Origin of the sequence: Clavibacter michiganensis, assembly GCF_021216655.1 — a bacterium.
Classification (GTDB): domain Bacteria; phylum Actinomycetota; class Actinomycetes; order Actinomycetales; family Microbacteriaceae; genus Clavibacter; species Clavibacter michiganensis.
In genome coordinates, this window is the sequence record NZ_CP080437.1 from 456,744 (window position 1) to 474,952 (window position 18,209).

General features: G+C 73.1%; 17 protein-coding genes and 1 tRNA gene. 12 read left to right on the forward strand and 6 right to left on the reverse strand.

Features of this window, described 5'->3' with window-relative positions; genetic code table 11:
- Nucleotides 1-15: 15 nt before the first annotated feature.
- Genes K0V08_RS02125 through K0V08_RS02135 form a run of 3 tightly spaced genes read right to left on the reverse strand, consistent with a single transcriptional unit; the run spans nt 16 to nt 2,324 of the window.
- Nucleotides 16-795, reverse strand: a complete 780-nt coding sequence (locus K0V08_RS02125; RefSeq protein ID WP_079532696.1) for an ABC transporter ATP-binding protein — start codon at nt 793-795, stop codon at nt 16-18.
- Nucleotides 795-1,595 carry an ABC transporter permease gene (locus tag K0V08_RS02130; RefSeq protein WP_172404016.1) on the reverse strand — a complete coding sequence of 267 codons (801 nt, stop codon included), beginning with the start codon at nt 1,593-1,595 and terminating at the stop codon, nt 795-797. The genes K0V08_RS02125 and K0V08_RS02130 overlap by 1 nt, the downstream gene beginning before the upstream one ends.
- A 36-nt stretch (nt 1,596-1,631) precedes the next feature.
- A complete protein-coding gene (locus tag K0V08_RS02135) occupies nt 1,632-2,324 on the reverse strand; it encodes a phosphocholine cytidylyltransferase family protein (protein ID WP_012037974.1) in 693 nt (230 codons plus the stop codon).
- A 292-nt stretch (nt 2,325-2,616) separates the two neighbouring features.
- Here K0V08_RS02135 and K0V08_RS02140 point away from each other — a divergent pair, with 292 nt between their 5' ends.
- The 3 genes from K0V08_RS02140 to K0V08_RS02150 are packed head-to-tail and all read left to right on the forward strand — an operon-like array spanning nt 2,617 to nt 6,373.
- Nucleotides 2,617-4,485, forward strand: a complete 1,869-nt coding sequence (locus tag K0V08_RS02140) for an ATP-binding cassette domain-containing protein (protein ID WP_231689093.1) — start codon at nt 2,617-2,619, stop codon at nt 4,483-4,485.
- Entirely contained in the window at nt 4,461-6,032 is a 1,572-nt protein-coding gene (locus tag K0V08_RS02145; protein WP_079532701.1) for an ABC transporter permease, read from the forward strand. Before K0V08_RS02140 ends, K0V08_RS02145 begins: the two co-directional genes overlap by 25 nt.
- Before the next feature lie 53 nt (nt 6,033-6,085).
- Nucleotides 6,086-6,373, forward strand: coding sequence for a DUF3039 domain-containing protein (locus K0V08_RS02150; RefSeq protein WP_012037977.1), 288 nt, complete (start codon nt 6,086-6,088; stop codon nt 6,371-6,373).
- A gap of 24 nt (nt 6,374-6,397) precedes the next feature.
- Here the strand turns inward: K0V08_RS02150 and K0V08_RS02155 are convergent, their stop codons facing one another.
- Complete coding sequence (locus tag K0V08_RS02155; RefSeq protein ID WP_079532703.1) at nt 6,398-7,714, reverse strand: nicotinate phosphoribosyltransferase; 1,317 nt, start codon at nt 7,712-7,714, stop codon at nt 6,398-6,400.
- 90 nt (nt 7,715-7,804) lie between these two features.
- Here K0V08_RS02155 and K0V08_RS02160 point away from each other — a divergent pair, with 90 nt between their 5' ends.
- The 5 genes from K0V08_RS02160 (at nt 7,805) to K0V08_RS02180 (ending at nt 12,585) form a co-directional block, all read left to right on the forward strand.
- Nucleotides 7,805-9,268: a cryptochrome/photolyase family protein gene (locus K0V08_RS02160; RefSeq protein WP_079532706.1), complete on the forward strand. Its 1,464-nt coding sequence runs from the start codon at nt 7,805-7,807 to the stop codon at nt 9,266-9,268.
- A 58-nt stretch (nt 9,269-9,326) separates the two neighbouring features.
- Nucleotides 9,327-10,211 (forward strand): glutamate racemase, encoded by an 885-nt coding sequence (gene murI / locus K0V08_RS02165; RefSeq protein ID WP_079532708.1) that lies wholly within the window; start codon nt 9,327-9,329, stop codon nt 10,209-10,211.
- Between the two features lie 8 nt (nt 10,212-10,219).
- Entirely contained in the window at nt 10,220-10,957 is a 738-nt protein-coding gene (gene rph / locus K0V08_RS02170; RefSeq protein WP_012037981.1) for a ribonuclease PH, read from the forward strand.
- 11 nt (nt 10,958-10,968) lie between these two features.
- Nucleotides 10,969-11,577, forward strand: coding sequence for an RdgB/HAM1 family non-canonical purine NTP pyrophosphatase (gene rdgB, locus K0V08_RS02175; protein WP_079532711.1), 609 nt, complete (start codon nt 10,969-10,971; stop codon nt 11,575-11,577).
- A gap of 90 nt (nt 11,578-11,667) precedes the next feature.
- Complete coding sequence (locus K0V08_RS02180; protein ID WP_012037983.1) at nt 11,668-12,585, forward strand: cation diffusion facilitator family transporter; 918 nt, start codon at nt 11,668-11,670, stop codon at nt 12,583-12,585.
- 54 nt (nt 12,586-12,639) lie between these two features.
- Here the strand turns inward: K0V08_RS02180 and K0V08_RS02185 are convergent, their stop codons facing one another.
- Both K0V08_RS02185 and K0V08_RS02190 read right to left on the reverse strand, forming a co-directional pair.
- Entirely contained in the window at nt 12,640-13,368 is a 729-nt protein-coding gene (locus K0V08_RS02185) for a DedA family protein (protein WP_079532713.1), read from the reverse strand.
- Between the two features lie 141 nt (nt 13,369-13,509).
- Nucleotides 13,510-13,594, reverse strand: a tRNA-Leu gene (locus K0V08_RS02190).
- 32 nt (nt 13,595-13,626) lie between these two features.
- On the opposite strand from K0V08_RS02190, the gene xylB reads away from it, so the two are divergent.
- The 4 genes from xylB to K0V08_RS02210 all read left to right on the forward strand — a co-directional run bounded on the left by xylB (nt 13,627) and on the right by K0V08_RS02210 (nt 18,174).
- Nucleotides 13,627-15,060, forward strand: coding sequence for a xylulokinase (xylB, locus tag K0V08_RS02195; RefSeq protein WP_079532716.1), 1,434 nt, complete (start codon nt 13,627-13,629; stop codon nt 15,058-15,060).
- Between the two features lie 71 nt (nt 15,061-15,131).
- On the forward strand, nt 15,132-16,367 hold the full coding sequence (locus K0V08_RS02200; RefSeq protein ID WP_012037986.1) for a TadA family conjugal transfer-associated ATPase: 1,236 nt from the start codon (nt 15,132-15,134) through the stop codon (nt 16,365-16,367).
- Nucleotides 16,364-17,227, forward strand: coding sequence for a type II secretion system F family protein (locus K0V08_RS02205; RefSeq protein ID WP_079532719.1), 864 nt, complete (start codon nt 16,364-16,366; stop codon nt 17,225-17,227). Before K0V08_RS02200 ends, K0V08_RS02205 begins: the two co-directional genes overlap by 4 nt.
- Nucleotides 17,224-18,174: a type II secretion system F family protein gene (locus K0V08_RS02210; protein ID WP_079532721.1), complete on the forward strand. Its 951-nt coding sequence runs from the start codon at nt 17,224-17,226 to the stop codon at nt 18,172-18,174. Before K0V08_RS02205 ends, K0V08_RS02210 begins: the two co-directional genes overlap by 4 nt.
- The last annotated feature ends 35 nt before the right edge of the window (nt 18,175-18,209 follow it).

Sequence of the window (18,209 nt, forward strand, 5' to 3'; positions counted from 1 at the left end):
GGGGAGCGCCTCCGCCTACGCGCCGGTCGGAGCCGGCGGGCTGTGGTCGGCGTTGTAGGCGTCCATGACCTGGTCGATGGGGCCGTCGAGCACGAGCGCGCCCTTGTCGAGGTACAGCCCGCGCGTGCAGAAGCGGCGGAGGTCGCGCTCGTTGTGCGACACGAAGAACAGCGTGCGCCCCTCCGCTAGCATCTCCTCGATCCGGTGGTAGCACTTCTCCCGGAAGGCCCGGTCGCCCACGGCGAGCACCTCGTCCACGAGGAGCACCGGCTCGTCGAGCCGCGAGATCACGGCGAAGGCGATGCGCACCTTCATCCCGCTCGAGAGGTGCTTGTAGGGGGTGTCGACGAAGTCCGGGATCTCGGCGAAGGCGATGATCTCGTCGAACCGCGCGTCGATCTCGGCCTTGGACATGCCGTGGAGACCCGCCGTGAGGTAGATGTTGTCGCGGACCGTGAGGTCGTTGACGAAGCCGCCCGTGATCTCGATGAGTGGAGCGACGCCGGCATGGACGCCGATCGACCCCTCATCGGCGATGAGCACCTCGGCGACGAGCTTGAGGAGCGTCGACTTGCCCTGGCCGTTGCGGCCGACCACGCCGATCGCCTCACCCTGCCGCACCTCGAAGGAGACGTGGCGCAGGGCCCAGAACTCGCCCGGTCGCGCGCGCCGCGCCGATCCCGCGAAGAGGTCCTTGAAGCTGCGTCGGGCCTTCCGGTTGCGCCGGAAGCGGATGCCGGCGTCGTCGACCGAGAGGACGGTGCGCGCGTCCGGCGACGGGAGCGATGCCTCCATCAGATCTCCTTCAGGACGGCGGGCAGGGAGCGGCGGAAGACCAGCGCGCCGACCACGACCAGGCCGGCGGAGATCGCCGCGCTGACCCCGACCGCGTACCAGTCGAGCTCGGAGGGGAAGAACGCGGCGCGGTAGAGGCCGAAGACGCCGGTGAGGGGATTGAGCGCAGCCCAGGGATGCAGCTCGGCGGGCAGGTCGCTCGACGAGTAGACGATGGGGGAGGCGTAGAACAGGAAGCGCAGGACGAGCTTCACGGCGCGCTCGAGGTCGCGGAAGAAGACGACGAGGGGCGAGACGATCAGCCCGATGCCGAGGAGCAGCGCCGCCTGGATGAGCACGGCGAGCGGGAACAGCAGCAAGTGGACGTCGAGGCGCGCGCCCGCGACGATGGCGAAGACGGCCAGGACCGGGAGGCTCGCGACGAACTCGAAGCCCTTCGCGAGGACGAGCCGGAGCACCCAGATGCTGCGCGGGATGCGGGTCGAGCGCACGAGCTTCGCCTGGGAGCTGAATGCCCTCGTGAAGTCGCTCGTCGCGCCCGTGAACCACATCCACGGCAGGAGCGCCGCGAGGAGGAACACGATGTACGGCTCCTCGCCGACGTCGCGAGAGAACACGACCGTGAAGACGAACCAGTAGATGCCCGACATCACGAGCGGGTCGAGGATCGACCAGAACCAGCCGAGCGCGCTCGTCGAGTAGCGCACCTTGAGGTCACGCGTCGTCAGCAGCCAGAGCGACCTGCGGTAGCGGGCGGCGGGGGTGCGGGATGCGCGACCGGTACTGGCGGCATCGGGCACGGCGGGGATCCTCTGCGTCAGCATCCCCGTGGCGGTCTAGACGAAGAGGTTGGCCCTCTCGAGGTCCTCCGCGAAGTCGACCTCGACCGCGTACAGGTCGGAGATGTCTACCGGTTCGACGAGCAGGGAGTCCTGCTCGATCGCCAACTCTATTCCACGCTCGAAGTAGTCCTGGTCGGCGACCCGGGCCAGCTGGCGGATGAGGACGGGCTTGTCGGCCTTGGAGACGTAGTTGATGCCGACCGCCTCGCCGAGGCCGCCCTTCACGGTCTTCGACAGCTCGCGGATGAAGCCCTCGGGGCTGGTCGTGTACTTGACCTCCTCGTCGGACACGCGCGAGGTGTTGACGGTGACGAAGGACTGGTCCCGGGCGATCATCGCGGCGGCGCGGCGCAGGATCATCGGGTCGAAGACGACGTCGCCGTTCATCCAGAGGACGCCGCCGGGGCCCGAGGCGCGGAGCGCGCGGAGAAGGCTCTTGGACGTGTTCGTCTGGTCGTACTGCTCGTTGTAGATGTAGTCGGCGTCCGGGAAGGCGTCGATGATGTGGTCGAGCTTGTAGCCCACGACGATGCTGACCTTGGCGTCGTCGCCGAGGCCGAAGCGGATGTTGTCGAACTGCTGGCCCATGATGGTGCGGCCGTCGCTCAGCTCGGTGAGGGGCTTGGGGAGGCTGCGTCCGAGACGGCTGCCCATGCCTGCCGCCAGGATGACTACCTGCGTGGTCATGTCTTCTCCGTTCGATGCGGGGTGCCGAGTCCGCTCGGCAGCCCTCGGACGTCGAGGGTTCGCCGGGACTTCACCCGCGGGTTTCCTGTTCGACACGCCGTCATGCCTCCTCCATCGTAGGCCGCGGGCGGGGAAATAGGCGGGATCGGGGGCGGGGTCGTGTCCCTTTCGTGATGTGGATGCTCTCCAGCAGGAGGCGCGTCCGGTGCGATCCGAGGCCGGGGCGACGTCGTGCGCGGACCGCCGAGGACGACGCACCGGGCGCGGAGGACCACCTTGCTAACGTGGGGCCGTGACCGACGCCCCCGACGAGACGACCTCCCCTGACGCCACGTCCGACTCCTCCGCGGAGCCCCGGGATCACGCCGACAGCGCCGCAGCCGTGCCGGCGGAGGATCCGCCCGTCACCGCGGTCCCGGCCGAGGGTCCGGCCGCCGTGCCGCGCCCGCCGCGCCCCGGTCAGCGCGTCCCGCGTCGTGCCACCGCGCCCTCCCCGCGCACCGCGCCCGCCGTCGTCGTGGCGCCAACGCCGCCCCGGGTGAAGTCGAGCCCCGTCGTCGCGCCCGCGTCGCGGCTGCCCGTCTCCGCGGACGATGCGGGGGAGAGCACGTCCGCGGCATCGCGCCCTCCGCGCGTCCGACGACGCACCCGCGTGCAGCGAGCGGCCGGGAGCGCGGAGGCCGTCGTGGCCTCCGAGGACAGCGCGGCTTCGGACGTGGCCGAGGAGCGGACGGCGACCGGCATGTCCGTGGACTCGCCTACGACGCCCGCCGAGGTGCCGGATGCAGCGGACCCGCACGATGCCGGACCCACGGCGCCAGACCAGGACGGCCTGACGCAGCTCAGCAGCATGTTCTCGGATGCTGACCGCCAGCCCACGGGCGATCCCGTCCGCCCCGTCCTGGAGGACGACGGCACGGCGCCGACCGACGTCGTCTCGGCGGCGGCAGCCGCGGATGGACCCGATCCGGCGTCTGCGGACGCAGATCCGGTCGACCCCGTGGGCGTGGAGGCGACGGATCCGGGCGACGCGGTCCCCGACGCCCTCGACACCCCGGACGCGGCCGCCGAGCCTGATGCGAGCGTCGAGCCCGAGCCCGAGCCCGAGCCCGAGCCGCTCACGGATCACGAGACCGCGCTCGAGCCGACCGCTGAGGCTGAGGCCCAGGCCGCCGAGACGTCCGAGCAGGTCGTCGACGACGAGTCCGCGAACCCGGATTCGGACGCCGACGCCGTGCCGGGACCCGGTCCGGATCCCGAGCCCGGGACGGCCCGCGCCGTGACCGTGCGCACCGACAGCCTCACCGCGCCCCGCTCCACCCGCCCCGGCCTCGCCGGAGTCGCCGAGACCGCCCTCACGCCGTCCGTGCGCGGCGACCGCGCAGCCGCTCCGGAGCTGGGGGATGACGTCCTCGTGATCGAGGGGCTCACCAAGCGCTTCGACGAGAAGGTCGCCGTCGACGACATCGCGCTCACCGTCCGCGCCGGCTCCTTCTACGGCATCGTCGGCCCCAACGGGGCGGGCAAGACCACGACCATGTCCATGGTCACGGGGCTCCTCCGGCCCGATGCGGGCACCGTCACCGTCAACGGGATCGACGTCTGGCGTGAGCCGCTGACCGCGAAGCGGAGCATCGGCGTGCTGCCGGACCGTCTCCGCCTCTTCGACCGCCTCACCGGCGCGCAGCTCCTGCACTACTCGGGCGCCCTGCGGGGGCTCCCCGACTCGGAGATCCGCAGCCGCTCGGCCGACCTCGTGGCCGCCTTCGGGCTCGAGGACGCCGTCGGGCGGCTCGTCACCGACTACTCGGCGGGCATGACCAAGAAGGTCGCGCTCGCCTGCGCCATGATCCACTCGCCGCGCATGCTGGTCCTCGACGAGCCGTTCGAGTCGGTCGACCCGGTGTCGGCGGCCAACGTCGTCGAGATCCTGCAGGACTACGTGGCCCACGGCGGCACGGTCGTGCTGTCGAGCCACGGCATGGACTTCATCCAGCGCATCTGCGACCACGTCGCGATCATCGTCAACGGCCGGGTGCTCGCCGCGGGCACCATGGACGAGGTCCGCGCGGGCCGCTCGCTGGAGGAGCGCTTCGTCGCCCTGGCCGGCGGTCGACGCACGGCGGAGGGGTTCTCGTGGTTGCACTCGTTCTCCGACTGAGGCTCGCCCTCCTCGCCAACGCCTTCCGCCGCAGCCCCTGGCAGGTCCTCGGGCTCGTGGCGGCCGCGGTGTACGGGATCCTCGTGACGGTGCTCGCCGTCGGCGCGCTGGCCGGCCTCCGCGACGCCGACGTCGCCGCCGCGCGGGACGTGGTCGTGGCCGGTGGCGCGCTCGTCGTCCTCGGGTCGCTCGTCGTGCCGCTCGTGCTGGGGACCCAGGACGCCATGGACCCGCGCCGCTTCGCGCTCTACGGCATCGAGCCCCGACGACTCGCCCTGGCGCTCGGCGTGGCCGCCGTCGTCAGCGTCCCGGGTGCGGTGCTCGTGGTCGTGGCGCTCACCACCGTGGTCACGTGGGCCCGCGATCCGCTCACCGCCCTCGTCGCCGTGATCGCCGCCTGTGCCGCGGTCGTCACCTGCGTGCTCGTCGCCCGGATCAGCACCGTCCTCTCCTCCGTGCTGCTCAGCACGCGCCGGGCACGCGAGGCGACCGGGCTCACGGCGGGTCTCGTGGCCGTGCTCCTCGTCCCCGCTGTGGTCGCGCTGGCGCAGGCCGACCTCCTGGACGACGGGCTCCGCCCCGCGCGCGGCGTGCTCGGCGTCGTCGCCTGGACCCCGCTCGGCGCGGCCTGGTCCGCTCCCGCCGCGGCCGTCGAGGGCGACGCCGGCGCTGCGTCGGGGATGCTGCTGGTGGCCGTCGCCTCGGCGGCGCTGCTCGCGCTCGCCTGGGTCCGCCTCGTGCCGTGGGCCCTCACGGCTCCCGACCGCGCGGGCGGCGGCCGCGCCCAGACCGGCCTCGGCTGGTTCGGCCGCTTCGGCGCGTCGCCCACGGGCGCCGTGGCCGCCCGGAGCGTCACCTACTGGATCCGCGACCCGCGCTACTGCGCCACGCTCGTGCTGATCCCCGTGCTCCCGCTCGTGCTCCTCATCCCGCTCGTCATCGTCGACGTCGACGCGCACGTGCTCGCCCTGGTGCCGCTGCCGGTGATGGCGCTCTTCCTCGGCTGGAGCGTGCACAACGACACCGCGCACGACCACACCGCGGTGTGGCTGCACGTCGTGTCCGGCATCCGCGGCGTCGCGGACCGCGTCGGCCGCATCGTGCCCGTCCTCGCCATCGGCATCCCGCTCGTCGCGCTCGGCGCGCCCCTCAGCGCGCTCGGCTTCGGCGACCCGTCCGTCCTGCCCTCCGTCATCGGGGTCAGCGGAGGCGTCCTCCTCGCCGGAGTCGGGCTGGCGTCGCTCTTCTCCGCGCGCTTCCCGTATCCGGCGTCCCGTCCCGGGGACAGCCCCTTCCACGCGCCGCAGAGCGTGAGCGCCGGCGGATCCACCGTGCCCACGCTCACCTTCCTCGCCACCGTGGTCCTCGCGCTGCCGTCCGTCTGGCTCGGCTGGATGGGGCTCGTCCACGGCGGCGCGTACCCCATGTGGTCGCTCCTCGTGGGGCTGGGCATCGGCGTCGTGACGCTCGTCGTCGGCGTGGCCGGCGGAGGTCGCGTCTTCGAGCGACGCGGCCCCGAGCTCCTGGCCTTCGCGCTGCGGCACTGATCCCCGGGGCTCGCGCCGCCGGTACCCCCGCGGCGGAAAAGTAGGATGGCCGCATGGTCATCCTCAGCATCGAACAGGCCCCTGGAAGCCCCGCGCAGGGCGGCGGCACCGACACGCTCGACCGCGAGCTCGAGGAGCTCCTCGAGCAGGAGACGATCGAGCCCGGCGATCACGAGCGCTTCTCGCACTACGTGAAGAAGGACAAGATCCTCGAGTCCGCCATCAGCGGAAAGCCCGTGAAGGCGCTCTGCGGCAAGAAGTGGCTGCCGGGTCGCGACCCCGAGAAGTTCCCGGTCTGCCCGGACTGCAAGCGCATCTACGAGAACATGAAGCCCGAGTAGGGCGCATCCGACCGGCCGCCCGCGTCAGGCGGTCGCGCCCTCCTCGGTGGGGATCGCCGGGTCGCCGGCGCGCAGCCGGAAGGCCTGCGCGGGCAGGTCGCGCACGACCCGGGCGTGGTGCGCGCGGGCCGCGGCGGTCCCCTCGGGTCCGAGCCAGCGCGGATCCGGCTCGCCCCCCTCCGCCAGCGTGACGACGAGGTCGCGGTCACTGGGGAGCGGTGCGGGGTGCGGCCCGACCGTGACGAGCTCGCTCGTGGCGATGCCCTGCGCGTCGTGCCGGCGCAGCGCCGCCTTGAGGCCGCCGCGGCTCTGCTTGCCCGTCGACCGCTTCGCGACGGACACCCAGTCGCCGGCGCCGCCCGCGTCGCGGTGGGCGACGAGCTTGAAGACCATGCCCGCGGCCGGGGCCCCTGATCCGGTCACGAGCGAGGTCCCGACGCCGTAGGAGTCCACGGGCGACGCGGCGAGGCCGGCGATGCCGTGCTCGTCGAGGTCGTTCGTGACCGTGATGCGCGTCCCCGTCGCCCCGAGCGCGTCGAGCTGCGCGCGCACCTCGCCGACGAGCACCGGGAGGTCGCCCGAGTCGAGTCGGACGGCGCCGAGGCCGGGGCCGGCGACGCGGACCGCGGTCTCCACGCCCTGCCGCACGTCGTACGTGTCGACGAGCAGCGTGGTGCCCGCTCCGAGGGCGTCGACCTGGGCCCGGAAGGCCTGCTCCTCGGTGTCGTGCAGCAGCGTGAAGGAGTGGGCCGCCGTGCCCATGGTCGGGACGCCCCACGCGCGGCCCGCCTCGAGGTTCGACGTGGCGCTGAAGCCCGCGATGAAGGCCGCGCGCGCGGCGGCGACGGCCGAGCGCTCGCCCGTGCGGCGGGATCCCATCTCGGCCAGCGGGCGGTCGCCGGCGACCTGCACCATGCGCGCGGCGGCGCTCGCGACCGCGGAGTCGTAGTTGAGGACGCTGAGCACGAGCGTCTCGAGGATCACGCCGTCGGCGAAGGGCGCCTCGACCGTGAGGAGCGGCGATCCGGGGAAGTAGACCTCGCCCTCGCGGTAGCCGGTGATGCGGCCGCGGAAGCGGTAGTCGGCGAGCCAGGCCAACGCCTCCTCGCCCACGACCCGCTCGGCACGCAGGTACTCGAGCTCGGCGTCGCCGAAGCGGAAGTCGCGGATGAGCTCGAGCAGCCGGCCGGTGCCCGCGACCACGCCGAACCGGCGGCCGCTCGGGAGGCGCCGGGCGAAGCACTCGAAGACGCACTCGCGGTCGTGGGTGCCCGCCTTCAGCGCTGCGTCGAGCATCGTGAGCTCGTACCGGTCGGTGAGGAGGGAGGTCGCCTGGGTCACCCGCTCAGCCTAGGGCGGCGTCCGGCGGCGGTCCGATCCGCCTGGCGCGCGCCGCGGGACGATGACGGGGGTCCGGCCTAGGTTCGTGCCATGGAGCGCACGCGATGGATCCTCGCCGACCAGCTGGGCGACCACTTCGACGACGGCGGGCCCATGCTGCTCATCGAGTCGCGTGGCCTGCTCGCCCGGAGGCCGTACCACCGTGCGAAGGCGCACCTCATCCTCTCGGGCATCCGACACCGCGCACGGGCCCTGGGCGACCGCGTCGAGTTCCACCAGGTGGACCACTACCGCGAGGTCGTCGAGGGGCGGGACGACCTCGAGGTCATCGACCCCACCTCCCGCGGGCTGCGGCGCCTCGTCGCGGAGATCGGGGCGGAGGTGCTGCCGAGCCGCGGCTTCGTCACGAGCGAGCAGGAGTTCGCGGAGTGGATGGCGGGCCGCACCTCGAACCGGCTCGTCATGGAGGACTTCTACCGGTGGTCGCGCGCTCGCACGGGCATCCTCATGGACGGCGACGACCCGGTCGGCGGCCGTTGGAACTACGACCACGACAACCGCGAGCGCCCGCCGAAGGGCGCGACGAGCCTCGGCCTGCCCGAGCCGTGGTGGCCCGAGGAGGACGACATCGACGCCGAGGTCCGCGCCGACCTCGACGAGTGGGAGCGCAAGGGCATCGTGCGCTTCGTGGGGGAGGACGGCCCGCGGCGCTTCGCCGTCACGCCCGAGGAGGGGCGCCTCGCGCTCGACGACTTCGTGGCCAGCCGCCTCAACGACTTCGGCCCCTTCGAGGACGCGTCGCTCCAGGGGGACTGGACCATGGCGCACTCGCTCCTGAGCGCCAACATGAACATGGGCGTGCTGGATCCGGCGGACGTCATCGAGCGCATCACGGCCGAGCACGCGGCCGGGCGCGCGCCCATCCAGAGCGTCGAGGGCATCGTGCGGCAGATCATGGGCTGGCGGGACTACGTGTGGCACCTCTACTGGGCCTTCGAGGACGACTACACCTCGCAGAACCGGCTCGACGCGCACCGGGGAGTGCCGACCGCGTTGCAGGAGCTCGACGCATCCGGCATCGAGGCCGCCTGCCTCTCCCACGTCGTCGACAAGGTGCGCACGCACGGCTGGGCGCACCACATCGAGCGGCTCATGATCCTGGGCAACCTCGCGCTCCAGCGCGGCTACGACCCCGCGGCCATGAACGACTGGTTCATCGACTCCTTCGTCGACGGCACGCCGTGGGTCATGCCGGCGAACGTCGTCGGGATGGCGCTGCACGCGGATGGCGGGCGCATGGCGACGAAGCCCTACGCGGGAGGCGGCGCGTACATCGACCGGATGTCGGACCACTGCGGGGGCTGCCCGTTCGACCCGAAGGTGCGCGTCGGCCCCACGGCCTGCCCGTACACGGCGGGCTACTGGTGGTTCCTCGACCGCAACCGGGAGCGGCTCCGCGGCAACGCGCGCATGGCCCAGCCGCTCGCGGGGCTGGGGCGGCTGAAGGACCTGCCGGAGCTGGTGGCGCAGGAGGACGCGCGGCGGTCGCTGTGACGCGCGCCAGCCGGACGCCGGCTCCGGTCGCGCCCGGACCCGCCGGTAGGCTGGCCCGATGAGCGACGCGCCGATCGGGATCTTCGACTCCGGCGTCGGCGGCCTCACGGTGGCCCGCGCGGTCGCGACCCTGCTGCCGCGGGAGTCGATCATCTACATCGGCGACACCGCGCACACGCCCTACGGCGACAAGCCCATCGCGGATGTCCGGCGCTACGCGCTGGCGGTCCTCGACGACCTCGTGGAGCGCGGCGTGAAGATGCTCGTCATCGCGTGCAACACGGCGTCGGCGGCCATGCTCCGCGACGCCCGCGAGCGCTACGACATCCCCGTGGTCGAGGTGATCCAACCGGCCGTGCGCACGGCCGTCAGCGTCACCCGCAACCACCGCGTGGGCGTCATCGCCACGCACGCCACCGTCACCAGCCGCGCCTACGACGACGCCTTCGCCGCCGCGCCGCACCTGGAGCTCACCTCCGCGGAGGCTCCCGACTTCGTCGCCTTCGTCGAGCGAGGCGTGACATCGGGTCCCGAGCTGATGGCGGCCGCCGAGGGTTACCTCGCGCCGCTGCGTGCGGCCGGCATCGACACGCTCGTCCTCGGCTGCACCCACTACCCGTTCCTCGAGGGCGCGATCTCGCTGCTCATGGGCCCCGACGTCACCCTCGTCTCCAGCGACACCGAGACCGCCAAGGACGTGTACCGGGAGCTGGTGTCCGCGGGCCTCGAGCGCCGCTCCGACGCGCCGCCCGTGATCCGGTACGAGGCCACCGGCGGCAGCGCATCGGACTTCGAGACGCTCGCGCACCGCATGCTCGGCTCGGGCGTCACCCACGTCGAGCTCGTCGAGACGGGCGCGATCTCCCTGCCCCACCGGCCGCGGGACGGAGCGTCCGACGCGTCGCCCGCCGACGGAACCCCATCCACCCCCGACCCGAGCTGAGGCCGCACATGACCGACGACACCCCCCGCCACGACGGCCGCACCGCCGACCAGCTGCGCGAGATCACCATCGAGCGGAACTGGAGCGAGCAGGCCGAGGGATCCGCCCTCATCTCCTTCGGGCGCACCCGCGTCCTCTGCACCGCGTCCTTCACGAACCGCGTCCCGCGCTGGAAGGCCGGCAGCGGCCAGGGCTGGGTCACGGCCGAGTACGCGATGCTCCCGCGCGCCACGAACGAGCGCATGGACCGCGAGGCCGTCAAGGGCAAGGTCGGCGGCCGGACGCACGAGATCTCGCGCCTCATCGGCCGCAGCCTCCGCGCCGTCGTCGACATGAAGGCGCTCGGCGAGAACACGATCGTCATCGACTGCGACGTGCTGCAGGCCGACGGCGGCACGCGCACCGCGGCGATCACGGGCGCATACGTCGCCCTCGCCGACGCGCTCGAGTGGGGCCGCGAGAAGAAGTTCATCGCGCAGCGCGCCACCCCGTTGAAGGACAGCGTCGCGGCGGTGTCGGTCGGCATCGTCGACGGGAAGCCGCTGCTCGACCTCGCCTACGTCGAGGACGTGCGCGCGGAGACCGACATGAACGTCGTCATGACGGGCAGCGGATCCTTCGTCGAGGTCCAGGGAACGGCGGAGGGCGCGCCCTTCGACCGCGCTGAGCTCGACGCCCTCCTCGACCTCGCTCTCGGCGGTGGCACGACGCTCACCGCGCTGCAGGCCCAGGCGCTCGGCCGCTGAGAGGACCGGCCGTGATACCGCTCGTCCTCGCCACGCACAACGCCCACAAGGTCGAGGAGCTGCGCCGGATCCTCGGCACCCGTCTCGACGGGATCGACCTCGTCGCCTACGACGGGCCGGAGCCCGTGGAGGACGGCACGACGTTCGAGGAGAACGCGCTCATCAAGGCGCGTGCGGCCGCGCTGCACACGGGGCACGCGGCGCTCGCGGACGACTCCGGCATCTCCGTCGACATCCTGGGCGGATCGCCCGGGATCTTCTCGGCGCGCTGGGCGGGCCCCGCGCGCGACAGCCGCGAGAACCTCGAGCTCCTGCTCTGGCAGCTGGCGGACGTGCCGGACGTGCACCGCGGCGCCCGCTTCACGTGCGCCGCGGCGCTCGTCGTCCCCACCGCGGACGGCCTCGTCGAGCGCACGGCCCTCGGAGCGTGGGAGGGATCCGTGCTCCGCGAGGTCGCGGGGGAGGGCGGCTTCGGCTACGACCCGATCTTCCGCCCCGCCACCGGCGGAGCGAGCGCCGCGGCCCTCAGCGCCGACGAGAAGAACCGGGTCAGCCACCGCGCGCTGGCGTTCGACGCGATCATGCCCGTGGTCCGTCACGAGCTCCTCGGCGAGGCCTGACGCCTTCCCCCGACGCTGCTGAGAGCGGGAGTCGTTCCCGACTGCGCCGTCGGCTGGATCCGCGCGCCTGCGGGCCCGTACGGTGGACGCATGGGCTCCGGATCGCACGACCACGGCGCGTCCACGACCGACCGCAGGCGCCTCGTCGTCGCCATCGCGATCACCGCGACGGTCCTCGTGGTCGAGGTCGTCGGCGCGCTCGTCTCCGGGTCGCTGGCGCTGCTCGCCGACGCGGGTCACATGACCAGCGACCTGCTCGGCCTCGGCATCGCCCTCGTCGCCACGATCGTCGCCGCGCGCCCCGCGACCGACCGGCACACCTTCGGCTTCCAGCGCGGCGAGGTGCTCGGCGCCCTCGTGAACGGCCTGATCCTCGCGGGCGTCGCCGTCTACGTCGCGGTGCAGGGCGTCGAGCGCCTGCTCGCGCCGGCGGGCCCTGTGGTGGATCCCGGGATCATGCTGCTCGCCGCCGGCATCGGCCTGGTCGCCAACGTCGCGTCGCTCCTGGTGCTCCGCGGCGGGGCGGGGCGCTCGATCAACATGCGCGGCGCCTACCTCGAGGTGCTCGGCGACGCCTTCGGATCGGTCGCCACCATCGCCGCGGGCGTCGTCATCGCGGTCACCGGCTTCGGCCGCGCGGACGCCATCGCGTCGCTCGTCATCGCCGCGCTCATCGTGCCGCGGGCAGCCGTGCTGCTGCGTGACGTGGTGCGCGTGCTGAACGAGTCGACGCCCGTGGGGACCGAGCCCGAGCGGATCCGCGCCCACCTGCTGGAGACCCCCGGCGTCACCGCGGTGCACGACGTGCACGTGTGGGCCATCACGTCGGGCTCGCCCGTGTTCACCGCGCACGTCGTGGTGGAGCAGGAGGTCTTCCGCGAGGGCCGCACGGGCGAGCTGCTCGACCTGCTGTCGGGCTGCCTCGACGACCACTTCGACGTCGAGCACAGCACGTTCCAGCTGGAGCCCGAGGAGCACGCCGGGCACGAGCACCGCCACCACGTCTGATCCGGCGGGATCCCGGGGGACCGCGTCCCGGATCCCGCGCCCGCGGCTGCCGGCTCAGCGGCGCGGGTCGTTCGAGGGGTCCTGGTCGAACTCCTCCGGGGTGAGCGCGAGGTCGTCGCCGTCCGTCGCGACTCCCGCCGACTCCCCGTCGTGCGCGTGCTTGCGGGCGCGGAGGAAGTGGATCGCCGCGGGGACGACGGTGATGAACACCGCGCCGAGCAGCACGTAGTCGATGTAGTGCGTGACGAAGTCGCGGATGGGCGGGAAGCCGTTGAGCAGGTGGCCCAGGAAGGTGAGCCCCGCGCCCCAGATGAGGGCGCCGATCGCGTTGTAGAAGGAGTACTTGCGGTAGTCCATGTGGCCGACGCCGGCCGCGATGGGCGCGAAGGTGCGGACGATGGGCACGAAGCGCGCCGCGATGACGGCGAGCCCGCCGAAGCGCGCGAAGAACGCGTTCGTCCGCACGACGTTCTGCCGGCTGAAGATGCCGGAGTCCTTGCGCTCGAACACCTTGGGTCCTGCCTTGTGGCCGATGAGGTAGCCGACCTCGCCGCCCGCGAACGCGGAGAACGCGATCGCGAGGCAGACCCACCAGATGTCGATGCCGGTGATCCCGGGGAGGGTCAGGCCCGCGATGACGAGGAGCGTGTCGCCGGGGAAGAGGAACCCGAAGAGCAGGCCGGTCTCGGCGAAGATGATGAGGCAGATCCCGATGAGGGCGAATCCCCCGAACGACTCGATGAGGGTCGTCGAGTCGAGGAAGTCGAAGAGCTGGGGGTGCACGTGGGGCTCCAGTCGTGGTGGGTCGCGACGTGAGCGGAGCGACCTGCGGCAGAGCACAGGATATCGGGAGCGGCCGTCAGCGCGCCGAGTCCCGGACACCCCCGGTCGAGGGTCGTGGCGCGGGTCAGGCGCCGAGGTCGCTGGTGCGGGAGAAGGGACTTGAACCCTCACGCTCGAAAGCACAGGAACCTAAATCCTGCGTGTCTACCGATTCCACCACTCCCGCGGGTGCCCGACCAGCTTAGGACGCCCCCTAATATGTTGATCGTGACAACGAAGACACTGGTAGCAGGCATCGACTCCTCCACGCAGAGCTGCAAGGTGGTCGTCCGCGACCTCGACACGGGCGCCCTCGTGCGCTCCGGCCGTGCGTCCCACCCCGACGGCACGGAGGTGGATCCTGCCGCCTGGTGGGACGCCCTGCTCGCGGCCATCGCCGACGCGGGCGGCCTCGACGACGTCGCCGCCATCTCGGTCGGCGGCCAGCAGCACGGCATGGTCTGCCTCGACGAGCAGGGCGCGGTGATCCGCGACGCGCTCCTCTGGAACGACACGCGATCCGCGAAGGCCGCCGCCGACCTCCGCGACGAGCTCGGCGACGAGGCCTGGGCGAGCGCCACGGGCGTCGTCCCCGTCGCGTCCTTCACTGCCACCAAGCTCCGCTGGCTCCGCGACGCCGAGCCCGACAACGCCGCTCGCGTCGCCGCCGTCGCCCTCCCGCACGACTGGCTGACCTGGCGCCTCCTCGGCCACTGCGTCGGATCCCCGGACCTCGCGGCCCTCGCCACCGACCGCTCCGACGCGAGCGGCACCGCCTACTGGTCGAGCGTCACGGGCGAGTACCGGCTCGACCTGCTGGAGCGCGCGCTCGGCCGCGTCGTCGGCCTGCCGCGCGTGCTCGGGCCCGGCGAGTCCGCCGGCGTCACGGGCGACGGGATCCCCGGCGTCCCGGCAGGCATCCCCGTCGGCCCCGGCGCGGGCGACAACGCGGCCGCCGCGCTCGGCCTCGGTGCGGTGCCGGGCGACGTGGTCGTCTCGATCGGCACGTCCGGCACGGTGTTCGCCGTCACGGCGGATCCGATCACCGACGCCACCGGGACGGTCGCCGGCTTCGCGGACGCCACGGGCAACTTCCTCCCGCTCATCGCGACCCTCAACGCCGCCCGCGTGCTCGACGGCGGCGCGCGCCTCCTCGGCGTCGACCACGCGCGGCTGTCCGAGCTCGCGCTCGAGGCGCCCGCGGGATCCGACGGCCTCGTGCTCCTGCCCTACTTCGAGGGCGAGCGCACCCCGAACCTGCCCGACGCGACCGCGTCCCTGCACGGCATGACCCTCCGCAACAGCACGCCGGCGACCATGGCCCGCGCGCACGTCGAGGGCATGCTGTGCGGCCTGGCCGACGGCCTCGACGCGATCACGCGCCAGGGCGTCCAGGTGGAGCGCGTGCTCCTCATCGGCGGCGGGGCGAAGAGCCGTGCCGTGCGCGAGATCGCGCCCACGATCTTCGGCGTCCCCATCCACGTGCCGGACGCGGGCGAGTTCGTCGCCGACGGTGCCGCGAAGCAGGCCGCGTGGATCCTCACCGGCTCGGTACCCGAGTGGCCACTCGCGGGCGACGAGGTCTTCGACGCGCCGGGCGTGCCCGCGGTTCGTGCGGCGTACGCGTCGGCGAAGGCAGAGCTCGGGTACTGACCCGGTCGAGCCGTCCCTGACGCCTCGACCTGTGGACGACCCCGACGGGATCGGCCCCTGATCAGCATCCTGTGCGGGTGCAGACGCGGACCCCACTCGACACCATCGCCGGACGGGTGCGCGAGCGCCTGCGGGACGACGGGGCGGCGGCCGATCCCTCGGGCACGGCGGCCGTCGTCCGCGAGGAGGTCAGGCGGTTCGCGGAGCAGGCGCTCGGATCCGACTCCCGGCTACTCGACGACGAGGCGGCCACCGAGCGCCAGGTGCTCGCGCGCATCACGGGCTTCGGCGCCCTGCAGCCCCTCCTCGACGACGACTCGATCGAGGAGATCTGGATCAACGCGCCCACGCGCGTCTTCGTGGCGCGAGCCGGCGTCCCCGAGCTGACGCCGCTCGTCCTCACCGACGCGGAGGTGCGCGACCTCGTCGAGCGGATGCTGCAGTCCTCCGGGCGCCGCGTCGACCTCTCCACGCCCTTCGTGGACGCGTCGCTGCCGGACGGGTCGCGGCTCCACGTGGTGATCCCGGACGTCACGCGCCGCCACTGGGCCGTCAACATCCGGAAGTTCTCCCGGCGGATCCGCGAGCTCGACCACCTCGTCGCCCTCGGCAGCCTGCCGCTGCAGGCCGCCGAGTTCCTGCGCATGAGCGTGCGCGCGGGCCTCTCCATCGTCGTCAGCGGGGCCACCCACACGGGCAAGACCACGATGATCGACGCCCTCCTGTCCTCGGCGCGTGCATCGGACCGCATCGTCACGGTCGAGGAGACCTTCGAGCTGGATCCGGCCGGCCGTGACGTCGTGGCCATGCAGTGCCGCCAGCCCAGCCTCGAGGGGTCGGGCGAGATCACGCTGCGGCGCCTCATCAAGGAGGCGCTGCGCATGCGGCCCGACCGGCTCGTGGTCGGCGAGGTACGGGAGGCGGAGTGCCTCGACCTCCTCATCGCGCTCAACTCGGGCGTGCCGGGCATGTGCTCGATCCACGCGAACAGCGCGCGCGAGGCGCTCGTCAAGCTGTGCACCCTGCCGCTGCTGGCCGGCCGCAACATCGACTCCGCCTTCGTCGTGCCGACCGTCGCGACCTCGGTCGACCTCGTCGTGCACCTCGAGGTGCTGCCGTCCGGTGCCCGGCGGGTGGTCGAGGTCCTCGCGCCCGGTGGCCGTCACTCGGGCATGGTCATCGAGGCGAGCTCGGTGTTCGCCCTGGAGGACGGGATCCTGACCGCCACCGGAGGCCAGCCCGCGCACCTGGCCAAGTTCCGCGCGGCCGGGCTGGACCCGCTCCGGGTCCTGGTGGGCGCTCCGTGAGCGTCGCCCTCGGGCTGGCGCTCGGCGCCGGCCTGGTGCTCCTCATCTCGCCGCGCCTGTGGCCCGCCTCGTCCGACGGGTCGGCGCGCGACCGTGGGCTGACCGCGTCCGTGCACGACCGCCTCACCCACGCGGGGCTGGCCCGGGTCTCGGTGAGCTCCTTCCTCGCCGTCTCCGGGCTGGTCGGCCTCGCTGCGGGCGTGCTGGTGGAGGCGCTCCTCCGCGTCGACGGCGCCGCCCTCGCCGCAGCGGCCACCGGCCTGCTGCTCCCGTGGGCCGTCGTCGGCGCGCGATCCGCGGCACGTCGTCGAGCCCATCGCGAGGTGTGGCCCGACGTCGTCGACCACCTCGTCAGCGCGGTCCGTGCGGGCATGGGGCTGCCGGATGCGGTGGCGTCGCTCGCCGTCGCGGGTCCCGCGGTCCTCCGGCCCGCCTTCCGGGACTTCGCGTCCGTGCACCGCACGACCGGGAGCTTCGCCGTGGCGCTCGACGAGCTCAAGGATCAGCTGGCGGATCCGACGGCCGATCGCATCCTGGAGACGCTGCGGATGGCGCGCGAGGTGGGTGGCACGCAGCTGCCCGACGTGCTCCGCGGGCTGGCCCGGTTCCTCCGGGAGGAGGCCGCCATCCGGAGCGAGGCCGAGGCCCGGCAGTCGTGGGTCGTGAACGCGGCCAAGCTGGGCGTCGCGGCCCCCTGGATCATCCTCGCCCTGCTGTCCACCCGACACGAGGCCGTCGCCGCGTACGACACCGCCGCGGGCACAGTGGTGATCGTCGTCGGGCTGGTCGTGTCCGCCATCGCGTACCGGCTGATGCTCGCCCTCGGGCGGCTGCCGGAGGACCGGAGGTGGTTCGCGTGACGGGGGTCGAGTCCTGGGGCGCCGTCCTCGGCCTCGTCGCTGGCGTGGGGCTCTGGACGATGATGGGAGCGGTTCCCCGGTTCCGTCGCGCTCGATTGCTCGACCGAGTGGCCCCGCACGTCCTCGACGTCTCGGAGGGCGCGCGTCGGCACCTCGCCCTCACCACCGTCCACCCGCTGCCCGTGCTCGGGACGCTCGGAGCCCCGGCCGTGATCCCGCTGCGACGCGGCCTCGCGCGCGTGCTCGGCGGCACGGAGCGCATCGAGCGGCTGCTCGGACAGTCCGGCTCGCCCGAGGACGTCGAGCGGCACCGATCGCGCCAGCTCGTCGGCCTCGTCCTCGGGGCCGCTGCCGGCATCGTGATCGCCGCTCTGCTCGGCGGCGCCGCGGTCGTGGCCGGAGGGCTGCCTCAGGCGCAGCTGGTCGCTGTGCCGTTCGTCGCGGCCGTCGCCGGCCTGGTCGCCTGCGACACCGCGCTCGAGCGGTGCGCGAAGCGGCGGATCGCGCGCATCCAGGCGGAGCTGCCCACCGTGCTGGAGTTCCTGGCGCTCAGCCTCGCGGCCGGGGAGGGCCTGCTCGACGCGCTCCGCCGCGTGGCCCGCGTCGGCTCGGGGGAGCTCGCGATGGAGCTGGGGCGCGTCGTCGCCGACGTCGGCACCGGCATCCCCGTCACCCGGGCCTTCGACGACCTCGCCCGACGCCTCGCCATGCCCGCGGTGTCGCGTCTCGTCGACCAGCTCGCCGGATCCCTCGAGCGCGGCACACCGCTCGCGGAGGTGCTCCGCGCGCAGGCCCAGGACGCGCGCGAGGTCGCCAAGCGCGAGCTCCTCGAGAGCGCCGGCCGCAAGGAGGTGGGGATGCTGGTGCCGCTTGTGTTCCTGATCCTCCCGCTCACCATCGTCTTCGCCCTGTTCCCTGGCATCTTCGTCCTGCAGCTCGGGCTGTAGGCGGGCACCGACGACCCATCCCGACACCGAGACCG

Bases quoted from the DNA above. Each gene is read 5' to 3' on its own strand.
- K0V08_RS02150 (WP_012037977.1), top strand. From the start codon at position 6,086: ATGGTCATCCTCAGCATCGAACAGGCCCCTGGAAGCCCCGCGCAGGGC.
- K0V08_RS02180 (WP_012037983.1), top strand. From the start codon at position 11,668: ATGGGCTCCGGATCGCACGACCACGGCGCGTCCACGACCGACCGCAGG.
- K0V08_RS02160 (WP_079532706.1), top strand. From the start codon at position 7,805: ATGGAGCGCACGCGATGGATCCTCGCCGACCAGCTGGGCGACCACTTC.
- murI (WP_079532708.1), top strand. From the start codon at position 9,327: ATGAGCGACGCGCCGATCGGGATCTTCGACTCCGGCGTCGGCGGCCTC.
- K0V08_RS02135 (WP_012037974.1), bottom strand. From the start codon at position 2,324: ATGACCACGCAGGTAGTCATCCTGGCGGCAGGCATGGGCAGCCGTCTC.
- xylB (WP_079532716.1), top strand. From the start codon at position 13,627: ATGTTGATCGTGACAACGAAGACACTGGTAGCAGGCATCGACTCCTCC.
- rph (WP_012037981.1), top strand. From the start codon at position 10,220: ATGACCGACGACACCCCCCGCCACGACGGCCGCACCGCCGACCAGCTG.
- K0V08_RS02125 (WP_079532696.1), bottom strand. From the start codon at position 795: ATGGAGGCATCGCTCCCGTCGCCGGACGCGCGCACCGTCCTCTCGGTC.